At 72.2% G+C, this 15,457-nt stretch carries 14 protein-coding genes and 1 pseudogene; 5 read left to right on the forward strand and 10 right to left on the reverse strand.

Annotation, left to right across the window (positions count from 1 at the left end; translation table 11 throughout):
* The first annotated feature begins 15 nt into the window (after nucleotides 1–15).
* Complete coding sequence (locus ABZS42_RS00905; protein ID WP_355141146.1) at nucleotides 16–1,362, forward strand: AarF/ABC1/UbiB kinase family protein; 1,347 nt, start codon at nucleotides 16–18, stop codon at nucleotides 1,360–1,362.
* A gap of 363 nt (nucleotides 1,363–1,725) precedes the next feature.
* On the opposite strand, the gene ABZS42_RS00910 is transcribed toward ABZS42_RS00905, so the two are convergent.
* From ABZS42_RS00910 to ABZS42_RS00920, 3 genes are all read right to left on the reverse strand, one after another.
* Nucleotides 1,726–2,091, reverse strand: a complete 366-nt coding sequence (locus tag ABZS42_RS00910; RefSeq protein WP_355141148.1) for a WhiB family transcriptional regulator — start codon at nucleotides 2,089–2,091, stop codon at nucleotides 1,726–1,728.
* A gap of 132 nt (nucleotides 2,092–2,223) precedes the next feature.
* Nucleotides 2,224–2,478, reverse strand: coding sequence for a hypothetical protein (locus tag ABZS42_RS00915; RefSeq protein WP_355141150.1), 255 nt, complete (start codon nucleotides 2,476–2,478; stop codon nucleotides 2,224–2,226).
* Between the two features lie 123 nt (nucleotides 2,479–2,601).
* On the reverse strand, nucleotides 2,602–4,767 hold the full coding sequence (locus tag ABZS42_RS00920) for an ATP-dependent DNA helicase UvrD2 (RefSeq protein ID WP_355141152.1): 2,166 nt from the start codon (nucleotides 4,765–4,767) through the stop codon (nucleotides 2,602–2,604).
* 92 nt (nucleotides 4,768–4,859) lie between these two features.
* Between ABZS42_RS00920 and ABZS42_RS00925 the strand changes: the two genes are divergently transcribed.
* A complete protein-coding gene (locus tag ABZS42_RS00925) occupies nucleotides 4,860–5,105 on the forward strand; it encodes a mycoredoxin (protein ID WP_355141357.1) in 246 nt (81 codons plus the stop codon).
* A 55-nt stretch (nucleotides 5,106–5,160) separates the two neighbouring features.
* Here the strand turns inward: ABZS42_RS00925 and ABZS42_RS00930 are convergent, their stop codons facing one another.
* The gene (locus ABZS42_RS00930; protein WP_355141154.1) at nucleotides 5,161–6,834 is read right to left on the reverse strand and encodes an MFS transporter; all 1,674 of its coding nucleotides are present in this window, start codon (nucleotides 6,832–6,834) and stop codon (nucleotides 5,161–5,163) included.
* On the opposite strand from ABZS42_RS00930, the gene ABZS42_RS00935 reads away from it, so the two are divergent.
* From ABZS42_RS00935 to ABZS42_RS00945, 3 genes are all read left to right on the forward strand, one after another.
* Entirely contained in the window at nucleotides 6,734–7,714 is a 981-nt protein-coding gene (locus ABZS42_RS00935) for a helix-turn-helix transcriptional regulator (RefSeq protein WP_355141156.1), read from the forward strand. The two genes, ABZS42_RS00930 and ABZS42_RS00935, sit on opposite strands and share 101 nt — an antisense overlap.
* Before the next feature lie 72 nt (nucleotides 7,715–7,786).
* Nucleotides 7,787–8,026, forward strand: coding sequence for a DUF397 domain-containing protein (locus ABZS42_RS00940; RefSeq protein WP_355141158.1), 240 nt, complete (start codon nucleotides 7,787–7,789; stop codon nucleotides 8,024–8,026).
* Nucleotides 8,027–8,238: 212 nt separating this feature from the next.
* Nucleotides 8,239–8,502 carry a hypothetical protein gene (locus ABZS42_RS00945; protein ID WP_355141160.1) on the forward strand — a complete coding sequence of 88 codons (264 nt, stop codon included), beginning with the start codon at nucleotides 8,239–8,241 and terminating at the stop codon, nucleotides 8,500–8,502.
* 147 nt (nucleotides 8,503–8,649) lie between these two features.
* Here the strand turns inward: ABZS42_RS00945 and nudC are convergent, their stop codons facing one another.
* The 6 genes and pseudogenes from nudC to ABZS42_RS00975 all read right to left on the reverse strand — a co-directional run.
* Entirely contained in the window at nucleotides 8,650–9,612 is a 963-nt protein-coding gene (nudC, locus tag ABZS42_RS00950) for an NAD(+) diphosphatase (RefSeq protein ID WP_355141162.1), read from the reverse strand.
* A 55-nt stretch (nucleotides 9,613–9,667) separates the two neighbouring features.
* Entirely contained in the window at nucleotides 9,668–10,999 is a 1,332-nt protein-coding gene (locus ABZS42_RS00955; RefSeq protein WP_355141359.1) for a pitrilysin family protein, read from the reverse strand.
* Nucleotides 11,000–11,141: 142 nt separating this feature from the next.
* A complete protein-coding gene (locus ABZS42_RS00960; protein WP_355141164.1) occupies nucleotides 11,142–12,452 on the reverse strand; it encodes a pitrilysin family protein in 1,311 nt (436 codons plus the stop codon).
* A gap of 175 nt (nucleotides 12,453–12,627) precedes the next feature.
* A complete protein-coding gene (locus ABZS42_RS00965) occupies nucleotides 12,628–13,956 on the reverse strand; it encodes a DEAD/DEAH box helicase (RefSeq protein WP_355141166.1) in 1,329 nt (442 codons plus the stop codon).
* A gap of 194 nt (nucleotides 13,957–14,150) precedes the next feature.
* Nucleotides 14,151–14,354 carry a cold-shock protein gene (locus ABZS42_RS00970; RefSeq protein WP_076466503.1) on the reverse strand — a complete coding sequence of 68 codons (204 nt, stop codon included), beginning with the start codon at nucleotides 14,352–14,354 and terminating at the stop codon, nucleotides 14,151–14,153.
* Between the two features lie 197 nt (nucleotides 14,355–14,551).
* Nucleotides 14,552–15,277: pseudogene (locus ABZS42_RS00975) on the reverse strand (PD-(D/E)XK nuclease family protein); the annotation flags it as partial.
* Nucleotides 15,278–15,457: the final 180 nt, after the last annotated feature.

Consider the following 15,457-nt stretch of genomic DNA (forward strand, 5'->3'; position numbering starts at 1 on the left):
GGTAACAATGACCGGGTGACCGACATCCCGCGCCGGGCCGTGTCCCGGACCGCCAAGCTCGCCGCACTGCCGCTCGGCTTCGCCGGCCGGACCGTCCTCGGCATGGGAAAGCGCGTCACCGGCCTCGCCTCCGACGTGATCTCCGCAGAGATCCAGCAGCGCACCGCCGAGCAGCTCTTCAGCGTCCTTGGCCAGCTCAAGGGCGGCGCGATGAAGTTCGGACAGGCGCTGTCCGTCTTCGAGGCGGCGCTGCCGGAGGAGATCGCCGCCCCGTACCGGCAGGCATTGACCAAGCTCCAGGAGGCGGCGCCGCCGCTGCCCGTCGCCAGCGTGCACAAGGTGCTGACCGAGCAGCTCGGCCCGGACTGGCGGGACCGCTTCGTCGAGTTCAACGACACTCCGGCCGCGGCGGCGAGCATCGGGCAGGTACACCGCGCGGTCTGGCGGGACCCGGGGTACGACCCGGCCGGTGCCCCGAAGCACCGCGACGTCGCCGTCAAGATCCAGTATCCGGGCGCCGGTGACGCGCTGCTCGCCGACCTCAAGCAGCTCTCCCGTCTCGGCGGAATGTTCCGGGCGATCCAGCCTGGGCTCGACGTCAAGCCGCTACTGGTCGAGCTACGGGAGCGGATCACCGAGGAGCTCGACTACGAACTCGAGGCCGAGTCGCAGCGCGCCTTCGCGACCGCGTACGCCGACGACCCGGGCATCTACATCCCCGCCGTGGTCTCGGCCTCGCCGCGGGTGCTCGTCACCGAGTGGGTCGAGGGCACCCCACTCGCCGAGATCATCCGCAACGGCACCGAGGAACAGCGGGACGAGGCGGGCCGGCTGATGGCCGAACTGCATCTCTCCGCGCCGATGCGGGCCGGACTGCTGCACGCCGACCCGCACCCGGGTAACTTCCGGCTGCTGCCCGACGGCCGCCTCGGCGTGATCGACTTCGGCGCGGTGGCCCGGATGCCCGACGGCACCCCGGAGCCGATCGGCCGCCTCGCCAGCATGGCGCTACGGGGCGAGGCGGACGCGGTCGTGGAGGGCCTGCGTACGGAGGGCTTCGTCAGCGAGACCGAGGAGATCGACGCGCAGGCGGTACTGGAGTACCTGCGGCCGATGCTGGAGCCGGTGGCCGCCGACGAGTTCCGGTTCACCCGGGCCTGGTTGCGCGGCGAGGCCGCTCGGCTGGCCAGCCCGCGCTCGCCCGCGTACCAGCTAGGCCGTCAGCTCAACCTGCCCCCGTCGTACCTGCTCATCCACCGGGTCACCCTCGGGTCGATCGGGGTGCTGTGCCAGTTGGAGGCCAAGGCGCCGTACCGCCGCATCCTCGAACGCTGGCTGCCCGGCTTCGCACCGGTCGGCTGAGTCACGCACCCCGCACGCCCCTGCGCGTGCGGGGCGCCCCGTCGACCGGCTCCTTCCGCCGTCGACGGCCACAGCTACGCCGAGGGGCGGGTGGCCGGATTCCGGCCGCCCGCCCCTCGAATCAGTGGGTGTCAGCGAAGGCCCAGGTCGCGTGCCGCCTGCCGGCGGCCGTTCATCGCGACGGTCAGGGCGGAACGGGTTGCCTCAGTGCTCGTGGTGTTGCCGGCCTGAGGCCGACGCATTCGGGCCCGGGTCAACGCTTCGTGAAGTAGTTGCATCTCAACTCCGTTGGGTACGTGCAGCATGCTGTTTCCAGTCATCGCCGGCGTGGTGCCGGCGTAGTTGGTTCGGATCGGGTTCATGTCAGGCCGCCAGCCGGACCGCGTTACGCCCCCGGGACAGCCCACTGGCCGCCAGGCGCGCCTCGGCCTCGACCCGAAGCGCGGCGTCGCGGGCGACGTCCTCCTTGCGCGGACGGCCACGGGGCCGCTTGCGCGGGACGACCGCGCCACGCTCGAAGATCTCGCCGCCCCAGACGCCCCAGGGCTCGGCCCGCTCGACCGCGCCGGCGAGGCACTCGACGCGCAGCGGGCAGTCCCCGCAGAGCGACTTGGCCAGCTCGAGCTCGGTGGGCGAGTCGGAGAACCACAGGTCGGGGTCGAACTTCCGGCAGGGGAGGTTCGCCTCGAGCTCGACGTCCACGTCGAGCGAGGCCAACGCCAGACTCATCACCCGGTCACCTCTCTCTCACTTCGATCTTGTGGATCGCTACTTCCGACTACATGGGCGGAACAAAAAACTGAGGCCGCGGATCCCGGTTTACGGGTTCCGCGGCCTCGAGGTGAGCCGGTCGGTCTGTGATCAGACCGGTCTACCTCGAGGTGGAACGCCGCGGACATCGGTGCGCTTCTCGACGCCATCGATGCCCATGCCCGTGAAGCCACTGGTCCCGCGGAGTCCGTTCGGCGCGGCGGCGAGGATCAGCTCGGCCTGAGCCTCGACCTGGTGCACCTGCGGAACCGACGGTCGCGTGACCGCGAGGGCCACCCGGACAGCCGACAGCGGAGCGCAGGCAGCTGGCATCGCCGCCAGACGCTCATAGGTGAAGATCTTCACGGGTGCCACCTCCCTCACGTTCCTCGAATCGACTAGGTCAACCCCTCGTGAGCAGCCCGAACAGCGCCGCTCGCGAGGTGCGCACTGAGGCTATTCCTCGCCCGAGGGCGAGGGCAAACGAATTTACGGGTCGATTTCGAAAGTTTTCTCGGGGCAGATTTCGTCGACCGCCGCGCCACCCACGAGCGCCAGTACCGATTCGCCGTAGAGGCCCAGTTTGCGTGGGCCGATCCCGGCGATGGCGATCAGGTCCTCGGGACGGCTCGGCCGCCGCTCGGCCAGCGCCGTCAGGGTGGCGTCGGTGAACACCACATAGGCGGGTACCCGCTGGTCACCGGCGACCCTCCGCCGCCACTCACGCAGCCGCTCGTGCAGCTCCTCGTCGATGTCCGACGGGCAGGTCGCGCAGCGTCCCAGCTTCCGCTCCGGGCCGGCGAGCAGTGTCGCGCCGCAGATCCGGCAGGAGACGATCTGCGTCCGGCGCCGCTCCGGCCGGGGCGTCGCGCCGGTGCCGCGGGCCCGCTCACCGCTGCCGCCCGAGCGGTCGAGCTGCGGCAGGAAACGCGACGGTCGACGCGCCCGCCCACCCGGCGAGCGGGCCACCGCGTACGACAGCCACAGCCACTCGCGGGCGCGGGTGACCCCCACGTAGAGCAGCCGGCGCTCCTCCTCCACCTGCTCGGCCGTCTTCGCGTACGTGGTGGGGAGGGTGCCCTCGGAGAGCCCGACGAGGAAGACCGCGTCCCACTCCAGCCCCTTCGCCGAGTGCAGCGAGGCCAGGGTCACCCCGTCCAGGGTCGGCGCGTGCTGCTGGCTGGCCCGGCGGTGCAGCTCGTCGGTGAACTCGGCCAGGGTCACCGGCCGCTCGACCGTCGCCGCCTCGCCGATCGGCAGGACGGCCGGCGTGGCCGCGTACTCCTCGGCGAGCTGGACCAGCGCGGCGAGCGCCTCCCAGCGCTCCCGGGCGGCGCCACCGGCCGGGGGCGTGTCCGGCGCCCAGCCCACGGCGGCGAGCGCCTCGACCACGGCCGTCGGCAGCGGGGTCTCCCCCGGGATCGAGCGGGTGGCGGCGCGCAGCGCGACCATGGCCTGCCGCACCTCGGCCCGCTCGAAGAACCGCTCCGCCCCCCGCACCACGTACGGCACCTCGGCCTCGGTGAGCGCCTTCTCGTACGCCTCGGACTGCGCGTTGGTGCGGAACAGCACGGCGATCTCCCGGGCCGGGGTGCCCGCGTCGATGAGCGCCCGGGCACGCGCCGCCACCGCGTTCGCCTCGGCCGGCTCGTCGGTGAAAATCCGCAGTTCCGGTTCGGGGCCGGACGGACGCTGTCCACGCAGCTCCAGCCGCAACCGGGCCTCGGTGCCGCGAGCCTGGGAGATCACGGCGTTGGCCAGCCCCACGACCTGCGGTGTGGAGCGGTAGTCCCGCACGAGCCGGACCACCACGGCGTTGCGGTGCCGGCGCGGGAAGTCGACCAGGTACGACGAGGTCGCCCCGGTGAAGGAGTAGATCGTCTGGCTGGCGTCGCCGACCACGGTCAGGTCGTCCCGCCCGCCGAGCCAGGTATCCAGCAGGCGCTGCTGGAGCGGGTTGACGTCCTGGTACTCGTCGACCACGAAGTGCCGGTACTGCGCCCGCACCTGCTCGGCGACGTCCGCGTGCTCCTCGATCCCCCAGACCGCCGCGCGCAGCATGTCCTCGAAGTCAATCACGCCGTTGCCACGCTTGATCTTCTCGTACGCCGCGAAGACCTCGGCGACCTTCGCCGGTTCGTGCGGGGTGTCCCGCAGGGCCTTGGCGGCCGCCACGACGTACTCGGCCGGCTCGACGAGCGAGGACTTGGCCCACTCGATCTCACCGGCCAGGTCCCGGGCGGCGGCCCGGTCGGTACGCAGACCGACCCGGGCGGCGGCGAGCGTGACCAGCCGGACCTTGCTGTCGAGCAGCTCGGGCATGGCCCGCCCGTCGAGCAGCCTGGGCGCGAAGTAGCGCACCTGGCGCAGGGCCGCCGCGTGGAACGTACGTGCCTGCACACCCGGTACGCCGAGCGCGGTGAGGCGGCTGCGCATCTCGGCGGCGGCCCGGGCGGTGAACGTGACGGCGAGCACGTGCCGGGCGGAGATCTCCCCGGTGAGCGCCCGGTGCGCGATCCGCGAGGTGATCGCCCTGGTCTTCCCGGTGCCGGCGCCGGCCAGGATGCAGACCGGTCCGGCCGGTGCGGTGACCGCGCCGCGCTGCTCCGGATCCAGCCCGGCGAGCACCCGTTCCGCCCCAGAATGATCCGCCACAGCCAGGAATTCTCTCAGCTACCTCGAGTGTTGCAGCAGACAGCCTCGGCTTGATCGGCAAGCCGCCGGCGGAGCAGTGGGAGGAACTGACCATGCTGACCATGTACTCCACCTCGTGGTGCGGCTACTGCCACCGACTGAAGTCGCAGCTGGACCGGGAGGGCATCGGGTACGAGGTGGTCGACATCGAGCGGGAGCCGAAGGCCGCGGAGTTCGTGATGAGCGTCAACGGCGGCAACCAGACCGTCCCGACGCTGCGCTTCGCCGATGGCAGCGCGCTCACCAACCCGTCCATCACCCAGGTCAAGAAGCACCTGGCAAGCATCAAGACCGCCTGACTCCCAACCTGTCCCCGCCCCGCCTCGGTCCCGCTCCACCCCGATGATCATGAATTTACCGATTGCGGCGTCGGCGTGTCGCGCCGATAACTTTCTGATCGACAGATCGGGGCGAGCCGGGCCGGGGCGAGTCGGGTCGGGGCGACGCCGGGCGGCGCGGGGACGGGATCCGGGAGGCTCGGTGCGGGGCCGCCCCGGAGCCGGACCGGCGGATCGGGGCGGGCGGGGTCAGGTGCCGGGCACGCCACAGGTAGCCGCCGGCGAGCAGCGTGACCACGCCCGTCAGCAGGAAGAGCAACCGGTAGTCGAGTGCGCCGACCAGTAACGCGCCCGCGCCGATCGAGACGGCCTGCGGCCCGCTGACCACCGCCTCCGAGGCGGCCGTGACCCGGCCGAGCAGCCGCGGCGGCGTACGGCGCTGGATGAGCGTGTTCAAGCCGACCATGGTCAGCGGAAGCGAGACACCGGCCAGCAGCACCGCCGCGACACCGAGCCGGAGATCGGGGTACGCCAGCGCCAGCGCCGCCGGCCCGAAGAACGCCACCCCGGTCGCGAGGGTGCCCACCTCGCCGAGGCGGCGTACCGCGCCGGGCGAGCAGAGCCCGCCGACCAGCCCGCCGATGCCCTGCACGGTGACCAGCACCCCGACGAACGCGGCATCCCGGCGCAGCCCCTGGTCGACGTACGCGAAGATGAGCGACTCGGTGAAGCCCATCACCAGCGATCCGAGCCCGTAGCCGAGCAGCGCCCGACGCAACGCGGGCTCGCCGGACAGGTGCCGCAGGCCGGCGCTCACCTCGGCCGGCCAGCGCGGCCCCGGGCCGGTGGGCCTCTCCTCCCGGGTACGCAGCATGCCCACCACCGCGGCCGCCGTGACGAACCCGAGCACGCCGACTCCGGCCAGTGCCGGGCCACCGATCGTGGCGTAGAGGCCGGCGCCGACGAGCGGGCCGATCAACCGCAGCCCCTGGCGCACCGTCTGGAGCGCGCCGTTCGCCTCGGCCAACAGGTCGACCGGGACCAGTTGCCGGATCAGCCCGCTGAGCGCGGCGCTCAGTGTCAGGTAGGAGAGCCCGTACAGGGCGGCCACCGCGTACACGATCCACACGTCGTCCCGGTCCCGCACGAGGAAGAGCGGGCTCAGCAGCACCGCGGTGACCAGGTTCGCCACCACGAAGAACGGTCGTCGCGGGTAGCGGTCGACGAACCAGCCGACCAGCGGCGCCAGCACCATCGGCGCGATGACCGCGAAGATCGTGGCACCGGCCAGGCCGTCCGACCCGGTCAGGTCCTTGACCCAGATGGCGAGCGCGAGCAGCAGGATGGACTCCGCACTCATGCTGGCCAGCAGCCCGCAGAAGAGCAGGCGGAACTCGGGTCGGCGCAGGACGTGGCGCATGGATCCTCCGGCTGGTGGTGGCGTGCCCGTGGTGGGCACGATCTCGGGGGTGGCGGGACCGGTTCGGACGCCGTCATCAGGCGGTCGCACGTTCCACGGTCCTCTTTTCTGCGAGACACGCCCCCGCCGGAACCTCCGACGCCGGTCGCGACGTCCATACTGACCGTGGGGGGCGAACTTCATACAGTTACCGTCGCGTCTGCGGCGGTCGATGGGAAAGAGGACACCCTTGCCTCCTGCCTCACCCAGCCCGATCCTGCGTCGTCGCAGGTTGGGCACCGAGCTGCGCCGACTGCGCGAGACCGCGGGTCTCACCGGAGACCAGGTCATCGAGCGGATCGGCTGGGCATCCGCGTCCAAACTGTCCCGTCTGGAGAACGGCCGCAGCCGGCCGGACCCGGAGGACGTCCGAACCCTGCTCGACCTCTACGGGGCGGACGAGTCACTGCGCGACGAGTTGCTCGGCATCACCCTGGAGGCCGGCGACATGCGCGGCTGGCTGAAGAACTTCCCGGTCATGACCCAGCAGCAGCGGAGCTTCGCCGAACTGGAGGCGGGCTGCGCCGAGATCTCGGAGTACAACCCCGTACTCGTTCCCGGGCTGCTCCAGACGGCCGGTTACGCGGGCGTCCGGATCGTCTCGGCCCGGCAGGTCGGCAACCACGCCGGCGATCCCGAGCCCACGGAGGATCCGGAGACCGAGGTGCAGGCCCGGCTCGCCCGGCAGTCGCTGCTCGTGCGGGAGTACGACGCGCCCCGCTACACGGCGGTCATCGAGGAGGCGGCGCTCGGCCACCGGGCCGGACCGCCCGACGTGCTCCACGAGCAACTGGTCCAGCTCTGCGAGCTGGCCATGCTGCCGAACGTCACCCTGCACGTGCTGCTCCGCGAGGCCCGGGTCGGCGACTGGTACCTCCCGCCTACCGCGTTCTCCCTCTACCGGTTCGCCGATCCGCTCGATCCGGAGACGGTCGCCATCGAAGGTGGCTTCACCGACGTCATGTCGACCGACGCAAAAACCCTGAATCGCTATAAAGTAGTTTTCGAGTGGCTATGCACGGCGGCGCTTCCCGCCTCGGACACCCTCTCCTGGTTGATCGAGGCGACGGGACGGCTGACCGGGACGGCATCCCCGTCCACAGTGGCGTACGGGTCGGCAACGGCGCCGGTCCAACGCCGCCGGCAACCGGGGCGGCTGACGGACAGGTGATCCACGGGGGACCCTCCGTCGGTGCGTGCGGCACCACTCGTCCCATCGGAGCGGTTCGAATGGAGCAGAACCATGAACGAGATCCGCAACAACCTGTCCGCCCCCGCCCGACAGCTGGCGGACGCCCCGTGGCGCAAGAGCACCCGTAGCCAGACCTCCAACTGCGTGGAGGTCGCCCCGGTGGGCAGCGGCCCGGCTGCCATCGCCCTGCGGGACAGCAAGGACCCGCACGGTCCCGTACTGCTGTTCAACCGTGCCGGTTGGCTCGGCTTCATCGCGGGCGCGAAGGAGGGCCAGTTCGATCTGAACTGATCTGGCGCATCAAGCGGGGCCGCCGGCAGGACGCCGGCGGCCCCGTCGCGTTACCGCCCGACCCGCCGCTGACCAGGCATCCCCTGATCGGACGACACTCCGGACCAATCGTCGAGTTTCACTTGCTGAGACGAACGCGCGGCGTAGCATGACGACTGAGTGACGTGGAACTTCCACACCGGCTCACCAGTCGCGGTTCATCGGAGACCCCCATGCGGTTCCTGATCGTTCGCACCGACATCCGTACCGTCGTCGACGGGGACATCGCCGCCGCCTGGGCCGGCGGCCACCGGTTGCGGGACGAGACGACCGCGCCCGAGCCACGCCGGCAGGTCGTCCACGCCGAGGACCGCGAGGCAGCCCTGCACCTGGCCCGCGCCCTGGCCTCGGTAGGGGCGGTCCGCGCCGGCAGGCAACGAATCAAGGTACTGCCGCTCTCCGACTACCGACCCGCCTACCGAGTCCGGCAAACCTGAAGCGTCCGTCGTGGCCGGACCGGCTCCCCCGCCGCGTTCATCGCCCACCGACCACGACGGCCCGTGTTCCCGGCCCGTGACCGCCGCGGCAACGACGGTCACGGGCCGGGGCCGCATCCGCCGCCACCGGGACGACAGCTCCAACGGTCAACGCGGCTCGACCCCCACCCAGCCGTCCAACCAGCGATGGATCAGGAACAGCGCGATCGACGCGGGAGGCGGCAGCACCAGCTGCACTCCCCCGCCCACGTCCACCGCCCGGCCGGCCAGCGCCGCGCCGATCTCCGCCCGGGTGAACCAGCGGGCGTACGCGATCTCGGTGGGGTCGACCCGCACCGGGTGCTCCGGGTCGGCGGTAGCCAGGAAGCCGAGCATCAACGAGCCGGGGAACGGCCATGACTGGCTGCCGACGTACATGATGTCGTCGACCCCGACGCCGACCTCCTCGCGAACCTCGCGCAGCACGGCGGCCTCGGCCGACTCCCCCGGCTCGATGTAACCGGCGAGGCAGGAGAAGCGCCGCTGCCCGGGCATGCTCGGCCAGGCCGCGTTGTTGCCCAGCAGACACCGCCCCTCCAGGCCCGGCACCCCGTCGTGCACCAGCACGATCATCGCCGGGTCGGTACGCGGCCAGACCCGATCGCCGTCCCGGTCGATCCGGGACCAACCCGCCTCGTCCATCTCGGTCGGCGCGCCGCTCACCGACGAGTAGATGTGCCGGATGTGCCAGTTGAGCAGCGCCAAGGCGGTGGTGTACAACCCGGCGTCCCGGTCGTCGAGCAGATGACCGACGTCGCGCAGACCGACCACCCGGGTGCCGGCCAGCTCCGGCAGCGGGACGTCCACCGCGAAGATCGGCACGTCGTCCTCCTCGACCCCGAGGAACATCGCACCCGCCTCGCTGCCCGCAGGAAGCTCGTCGGCGGCGAACAGGGCGAGCGCCGGCGGGTTGGCGTCCGTACGCACCAGCGTCCGGCCCTCCGCCGTCGAGTCCAGCACCAGCACCCGGCCACGCAGCCACGCCTCGGCCAGCCAGACCCGGTCGGTACGTCGGTGCGCCGCCCGATCCAGCGTGGAGCGGGCGAGCGGTGGTGCGGCCTCCCCACTCATGCTGTCGGCTCCCCTCGGTCGGCACCGGCCCGGGGCTGCCCCGCGCTGCGCTCGTTCATGCCGTCTCGACCGAGGTCAGCGCGGCCAGCGACGGAGCGATCCGCTCGGCGTCACCGAGCACCACGGTCACCGCGTTCGCCGGGGCGAGGTAGCGGGCCGCCGCCTCGGCCACGTCCCCCACAGTGGCCTTCGCCAGCCGGGCGGCGTGCTCGGCCAGGAAGTCCAGCCGCAGGTCGTTGCCGGCGTACGCGCTCACGAGGGCGGCCAGGCCGGCCTGAGTGGACATGCCGAGCTGGAGCGTGCCGAGAGCGTACTGGCGGGCCTGCTCCAGCTCCTCCTCCTTCGGCGGCAGCGAGGCGAGCCGGCCCAACTCGTACCTCGTCTCGAGCAGGGCCGGGCCGGTCACCTCGGTGGCCACCTCGGCGGCAGCGACCAGCACCGACCCGGCCACCGAATGCTCGACCAGCGAGTGCGGACCGTAGGTGTAGCCCTTGTCCTCGCGGATGTTCTCGACCCAACGCGAGGAGAAGTAGCCGCCGAAGATCAGGTTTGCGAGCTGCAGCGCCGCGTGGTCCGGGTGGGTGCGGGGCACCGCCGGCAAGGCGATCCGCAGCGACGACTGCACCGACCCCGGCCGGTCGACCAGAAGCAGCGGGCCCGGCTCGAGCGCCGGAGCGGGCGGCAGCTCGGCCGGCTGCCCGTCGCCCTTCCAGCCGGACAGCGCCTGATCGGCGGCGTCCAGCGCACGGTCGGGATGCACGTCACCGACCAGCACCAGCACCGCGCCGGCCGGATGCACCCGCTCGGCGTGCAGCCGGCGCAGGACGGGCGGGCGGACGGCACGGACCTGGTCCGGCTCCGGCGTCTGCACCGCGTACGGGTGCCGGCCGTAGATCCGCTTGAGCAGCGCGGTCCGGGCCAGATGGGCGGGCTGGCTCTGAGCGACCTGGATCCGGTCGACCAGCCGGTCCCGCTCGGTCTCCACCCAGTCACCCGGGTAGGTGGCTCCGGTGAGCACGTCGGCCAGCAACTCCAGCATCCGGTCCAGGCCGGAGACCAGACTCGCCCCGGACAACATGAGCCGGTCCGGGTCGACTCCGGCGGCGAGCCCCCCGCCGACCTTCTGCAACTCCGCGGCGATCTGCGTCGCCGTGTGGGTCTCCGTACCGGAGAGGACGGTCTGCGCGAGCATCGCCCCACGGGCCAGGTGGGTACGCCCGAAGGGCACCCAGAGCCGCAGCTCGACCAGGGGCACCGCCGGCCGGCGTACGGCGATCACGGTGAGGCCGTTGGCCAGCGTGCGCTCCGCCTGCTTCGGCAGCTTGAGCTTGCGCGTCGGACCGAGCGGCGGCAGGGTCCGCTGCGCGGGCTCGACAGTTGCCGTCACCGCGTTCTCCTCACTCCTCGCGCTCACCGAGCTCTTCTTCGTTCGCGACTGCGGGGCTCGCAAACCCGGCTCACTCCTCGCGCTCACCGGGCCTCCTTCGTTCGCGACTGCGGGGCTCGCAAACCCGGCTCACTCCTCGCGCTCACCGGGCACCGCCGGCGATTACCTCGATCGAGGCGCGGCGCCCCGGCCGCAGGGTGGCGGCGGCGGCGCGTACCTGCTCGTCGGTGACCTCGCCGACCAGCCGGGGCAGGTCGTTGAGCAGGCCCGGCTCACCGCGCTGCTGCTCCAGCACCGCCATCCGCAGCGCCCGGCCGAGCACCGCGTCGGTGTCCCGCAGCAGGTGGGTGGCCATGCGGGCCTGGGTACGGGCCAACTCCCCCTCGGTCAACCCGTCGGTGGCCAACCGGTCCAGCTCCTCGTCCACGGTGCGCAGCACCTTCTCCACGTCGCCGCCCGGAGGCAGGTGGGCCTGGAGCAGCAGCGCCGTCGGGTCGCGTACGTCGAAGGGGTCGCCCATGAAGCCGAGATAGCCGCCGACGCTGGTGACCGCCCGGTCCCGCTGCACCAGCCGCTCGACCAGCCGGGAGGCGTCACCGTCGGTGAGCACCTCGGCCAGCACCACGTACGGCAGGTAGCCGAGGAAGTCGGTGAGCGGGTCGGGTACCCGCCAGGCGCTGGCGATCGCCGGCAACGGGGCGAGCTTGTCGGTGTACGAGGTGCGCCGCTCGGCGGTCAGATCGGGCTCGTTGAAGTCGGGGCGCTCCGGTGCCGGTCGGCCCGGCACGTCGCCGAAGTGCCGCTCGATGAGCCTGGTCGCCTCGGCCACGTCGATGTCGCCGCTGACGGCCAGCACCGCGTTGCCGCTGGCGTAGTAGCGCCGGAAGAAGTCCGCCGCGTCGGCGACGGTGGCCGACTCCAGGTCGTCGAAGGAGCCGTAGCCGTCGTGCGCGTTCGGGAACGTGTCGAACATGACCGGCGGCAGGGTCAGCCAGGGAAACCCGCCGTACGGCCGGTTGAGCACATTGACCCGGATCTCCTCCTTGACCACGTCCACCTGGTTGCGGAGGTTCTCCTCGGTCAGCCGGGGGCCGCGCATCCGGTCGGCTTCCAGGAAGAGCGCGCGCTCGAGCGCGTTGCTCGGCAGAGTCTCGAAGTAGTCGGTGTAGTCGAGATGTGTGGAGCCGTTGAAGGTGCCACCCGCGCCCTGGACGTGCCGGAAGTGAGCCAGCTTCTCCAGGTTCTCCGAGCCCTGGAACATGAGGTGCTCGAAGAGGTGGGCGAAGCCGGTGCGCCCCTCCGGTTCGGAGCGGATGCCGACGTCGTAGACGACGGCGACCCCGATGACCGGGGCGCTCCGGTCCGGGGTGAGGACCACCCGCAGGCCGTTGTCGAGGTTGAACCGCTCGACTGGATATTTGGTCGCTGGAATTCTCGATCTCCGCGCCGCCACGTGACCGACCCTAGCGCGTCGACACCTCCGCCACCTGTGACCTTCGACAGCCACCGCCACCGGGGTATTTCACCGTGCCGTCGAGGTTCCGACGGAACTGTGGCCCGGCTGGCAAGTGGACGTGGCGGCGGTGCCGGCGAGGCCGGCGGAGCCGAACGCGAGGGCCCGCGCGGTGTCAGGCTCCGCGTGGACGGCGCGGGCGACGCGAGCGCCCCGACGCGCGGTGCGCGGACCGGCCCGGCCGACCACCCTCGTCGCTCGCCCCGGCCGTGCCCCGGCCGGCGGAACGGTTGGCCGGCACGGGTGCCGGCGGCGCGATCGTCACCGGCACGCCGGACGGTTCCCGCGCCCCGGTCAGCCGGTCCAGCGCGTCGTCGCCGGGGCGTACCTGGACGGACTCGGGACGGATGCCGGCCGTGGCCATGAGACGGGAGACGTCGCGGCGCTGTTCCGGCACGACCAGGGTCACCACTCGGCCGGACTGTCCGGCGCGGGCGGTACGACCACCCCGGTGCAGGTAGTCCTTCGCCTCGGTGGGCGGGTCCACGTTGACCACCAGGTCCAGCCCGTCGACGTGGATGCCGCGGGCCGCCACGTCCGTGGCGACCAGGGCGCTCACCTGACCGGTGCGGAACTGCTCCAGGATCCGGGTCCGTTGGGGCTGCGACTTGCCGCCGTGCAGCGCCGCCGCGCGTACCCCCCTGGACAGCAACTGACGGGCGAGCCGGTCGGCCCGGTGCTTGGTGCCGAGGAACAGGATGGTGCGCCCTTCACGGGCGGCGATCCGGGTGACCGCGGCCGTCTTCTCCGCCGCGTCGACGTGCAACACGTGGTGGGTCATCGCGGTGACCGTGGCGGTCCCCGGGTCGACCGAGTGCGACACCGGGTCGGTCAGGAAACGGCGGACCAGCCGGTCCACGCCACCGTCCAGCGTGGCGGAGAAGAGCATCCGTTGCCCGTCCGGCGCGACCTGCTCCAGCAGCTTCGTGACCTGCGGGAGGAAGCCCATGTCGGCCATCTGGTCGGCCTCGTCGAGCACGGTGACCCGGACCTGGTCCAGCCGGGCGTCACCGCGGTTGATCAGGTCGTGCAGCCGGCCGGGCGTGGCCACCAGCACCTCCGCCCCGGCGCGCAGCGTGTCCGCCTGCCGCTGCAACGACAGGCCCCCGACCACGGTCGCGCAGCGCAGACCGACGGCGCGGGCGTACGGGACGAGCGCCGTGGTGACCTGCTGGGCGAGCTCGCGGGTCGGCACCAGCACCAGCGCCAGCGGACGGCCCGGACGGGCCCGGTGGCCGGCGGTCCGGTGCAGCAGCGCGAGCCCGAAGGCGAGGGTCTTGCCGGAGCCGGTACGGCCCCGGCCGAGCACGTCGCGGCCGGCGAGCGAGTCGGGCAGAGTGGCCGACTGGATGGGGAACGGCTCGGCGATGCCCTGTGCCGACAGTGCGGCGAGCAGGGCCGGAGCCAGGCCGGTACCGGCGAACGACGGAATGACGGCAGTCAAAAGGAAGCCTTCCTCGAGGCGGCACGTGTCGAGGAAGGCGCCTGGACGGCGCTGTCGCCGGTGCGGCAGAGCCGCCGGCGGTCGCAAGCACGAACCGAATGGGGTACGGAGCCGGCCCGCCGCGCACGGCGGCGGGCCGGTCACCGTCACCGTGCCCCGATGGGCGCGGTGGATGGTGCGGTGTTACTCGACGATCAGAGCGGGCGGATGTTGGCCGCCTGCGGGCCCTTCTGGCCCTGCGTCACCTCGAACTCGACCCGCTGGTTCTCGTCCAGGCTCCGGTAGCCGGAGGACTGGATCGCCGAGAAGTGCGCGAAGACGTCGGCGCCGCCGTCGTCCGGGGTGATGAACCCAAAGCCCTTGTCAGCGTTGAACCACTTGACCGTGCCAATTGCCATGTTTCGTCTCCTTGACGGAACGTCGGACCCGCACCTGCTGCGGGCCCGGAGGAGCGCTCCACGCCGAATCGCGTCGAACGCCTGTCGCTGCTGGTCGCCCCGCCCGGAGAACTCCGGACACAACAAAGTGCGCCTGGGGCCACAATCCACCAGGCGCACACAGAGTCTCTGGTAACCAAAACTGCAACAGATCCAACCTACCACGGACGGGCGTGCGGCGAAACGCCTTCCGCAACCTCGGGCACGGCGGCGATCAGCGCCGTCAACCCGGCCACGTCGAGCAGGTCCGCGGGACGGGCCGTCACCCCGCCCCGTACGTAGTGGAACGCCGCGCCCACCCGGTCGACCGGCACCCCGGCCAGCTCCGCCCAGGCCAACCGGTAGACGGCCAGCTGCACGGCCGCCGCCTCCGCCGCCGCACCCGTGGGCCGCGCGCCGGTCTTCCAGTCCACCACGTCGTACCGCCCACCCGGGCGGCTGAAGACCGCGTCCATCCGCCCCCGGACCACCACCCCGGCGATCACCGTGGCGAACGGCACCTCCACCTCGACCGGCACCCGATCGGCCCACTCACTCGCCAGGAAGCGCTCCTGAAGCTCGGTGAGCGCCTCGTCCGGGGCGGCGTCCGCGTCGGCCGCGCCCGGCAGTTCGTCCAGGTCGAGCAGCCGGTCCGCGCCGAACCGCTGCTCCAGCCAGGTGTGGAAGGCGGTGCCCCGGCGGGCGTACGGGTTCGGTTCGCTGGGTGTCGGGCGGCGCAGCGTACGGGCCAGCCCGGCCGGGTCACGGCGCAGCGCCACCAGTTGGGTGACGGTCAGGTGACCGGGCAGCGCCACCTCGACCACGCCCGTGGTCCGCGTCAGCTCGGCCCGCTCCGCCAGCAGCAGATCGACCTCGCGCCGCCAGCGCGCCACCTCCGGATCGTCCGCCATCGGATCCGGCGCGGCGTCACCTCCGGCCGCCCCCTCCCGCACCTCGACCGGCGCTTCGTCGTGCGCGCCCCGGGCACGGGTCGGCGCACCGTCGTGCGCGTCGGTCGGCGTGCCGTCGCGCGCGTCCCAGGCACGGGGCAGCGGGTCGTCGTGCGCGGCGGCGACGCGGGCCGA

The sequence above is a fragment of the Micromonospora sp. NPDC005367 genome, from assembly GCF_040606825.1.
GTDB lineage: Bacteria > Actinomycetota > Actinomycetes > Mycobacteriales > Micromonosporaceae > Micromonospora.

Bases quoted from the DNA above. Each gene is read 5' to 3' on its own strand.
- ABZS42_RS00970 (WP_076466503.1), bottom strand. From the start codon at position 14,354: ATGGCAATTGGCACGGTCAAGTGGTTCAACGCTGACAAGGGCTTTGGG.
- nudC (WP_355141162.1), bottom strand. From the start codon at position 9,612: ATGAGTGGGGAGGCCGCACCACCGCTCGCCCGCTCCACGCTGGATCGG.
- ABZS42_RS00945 (WP_355141160.1), top strand. From the start codon at position 8,239: ATGCGGTTCCTGATCGTTCGCACCGACATCCGTACCGTCGTCGACGGG.
- ABZS42_RS00925 (WP_355141357.1), top strand. From the start codon at position 4,860: ATGCTGACCATGTACTCCACCTCGTGGTGCGGCTACTGCCACCGACTG.
- ABZS42_RS00940 (WP_355141158.1), top strand. From the start codon at position 7,787: ATGAACGAGATCCGCAACAACCTGTCCGCCCCCGCCCGACAGCTGGCG.
- ABZS42_RS00910 (WP_355141148.1), bottom strand. From the start codon at position 2,091: ATGAGTCTGGCGTTGGCCTCGCTCGACGTGGACGTCGAGCTCGAGGCG.
- ABZS42_RS00930 (WP_355141154.1), bottom strand. From the start codon at position 6,834: ATGACCTGGTCTCCGGTGAGACCCGCGGTCTCGCGCAGTCGGCGCAGC.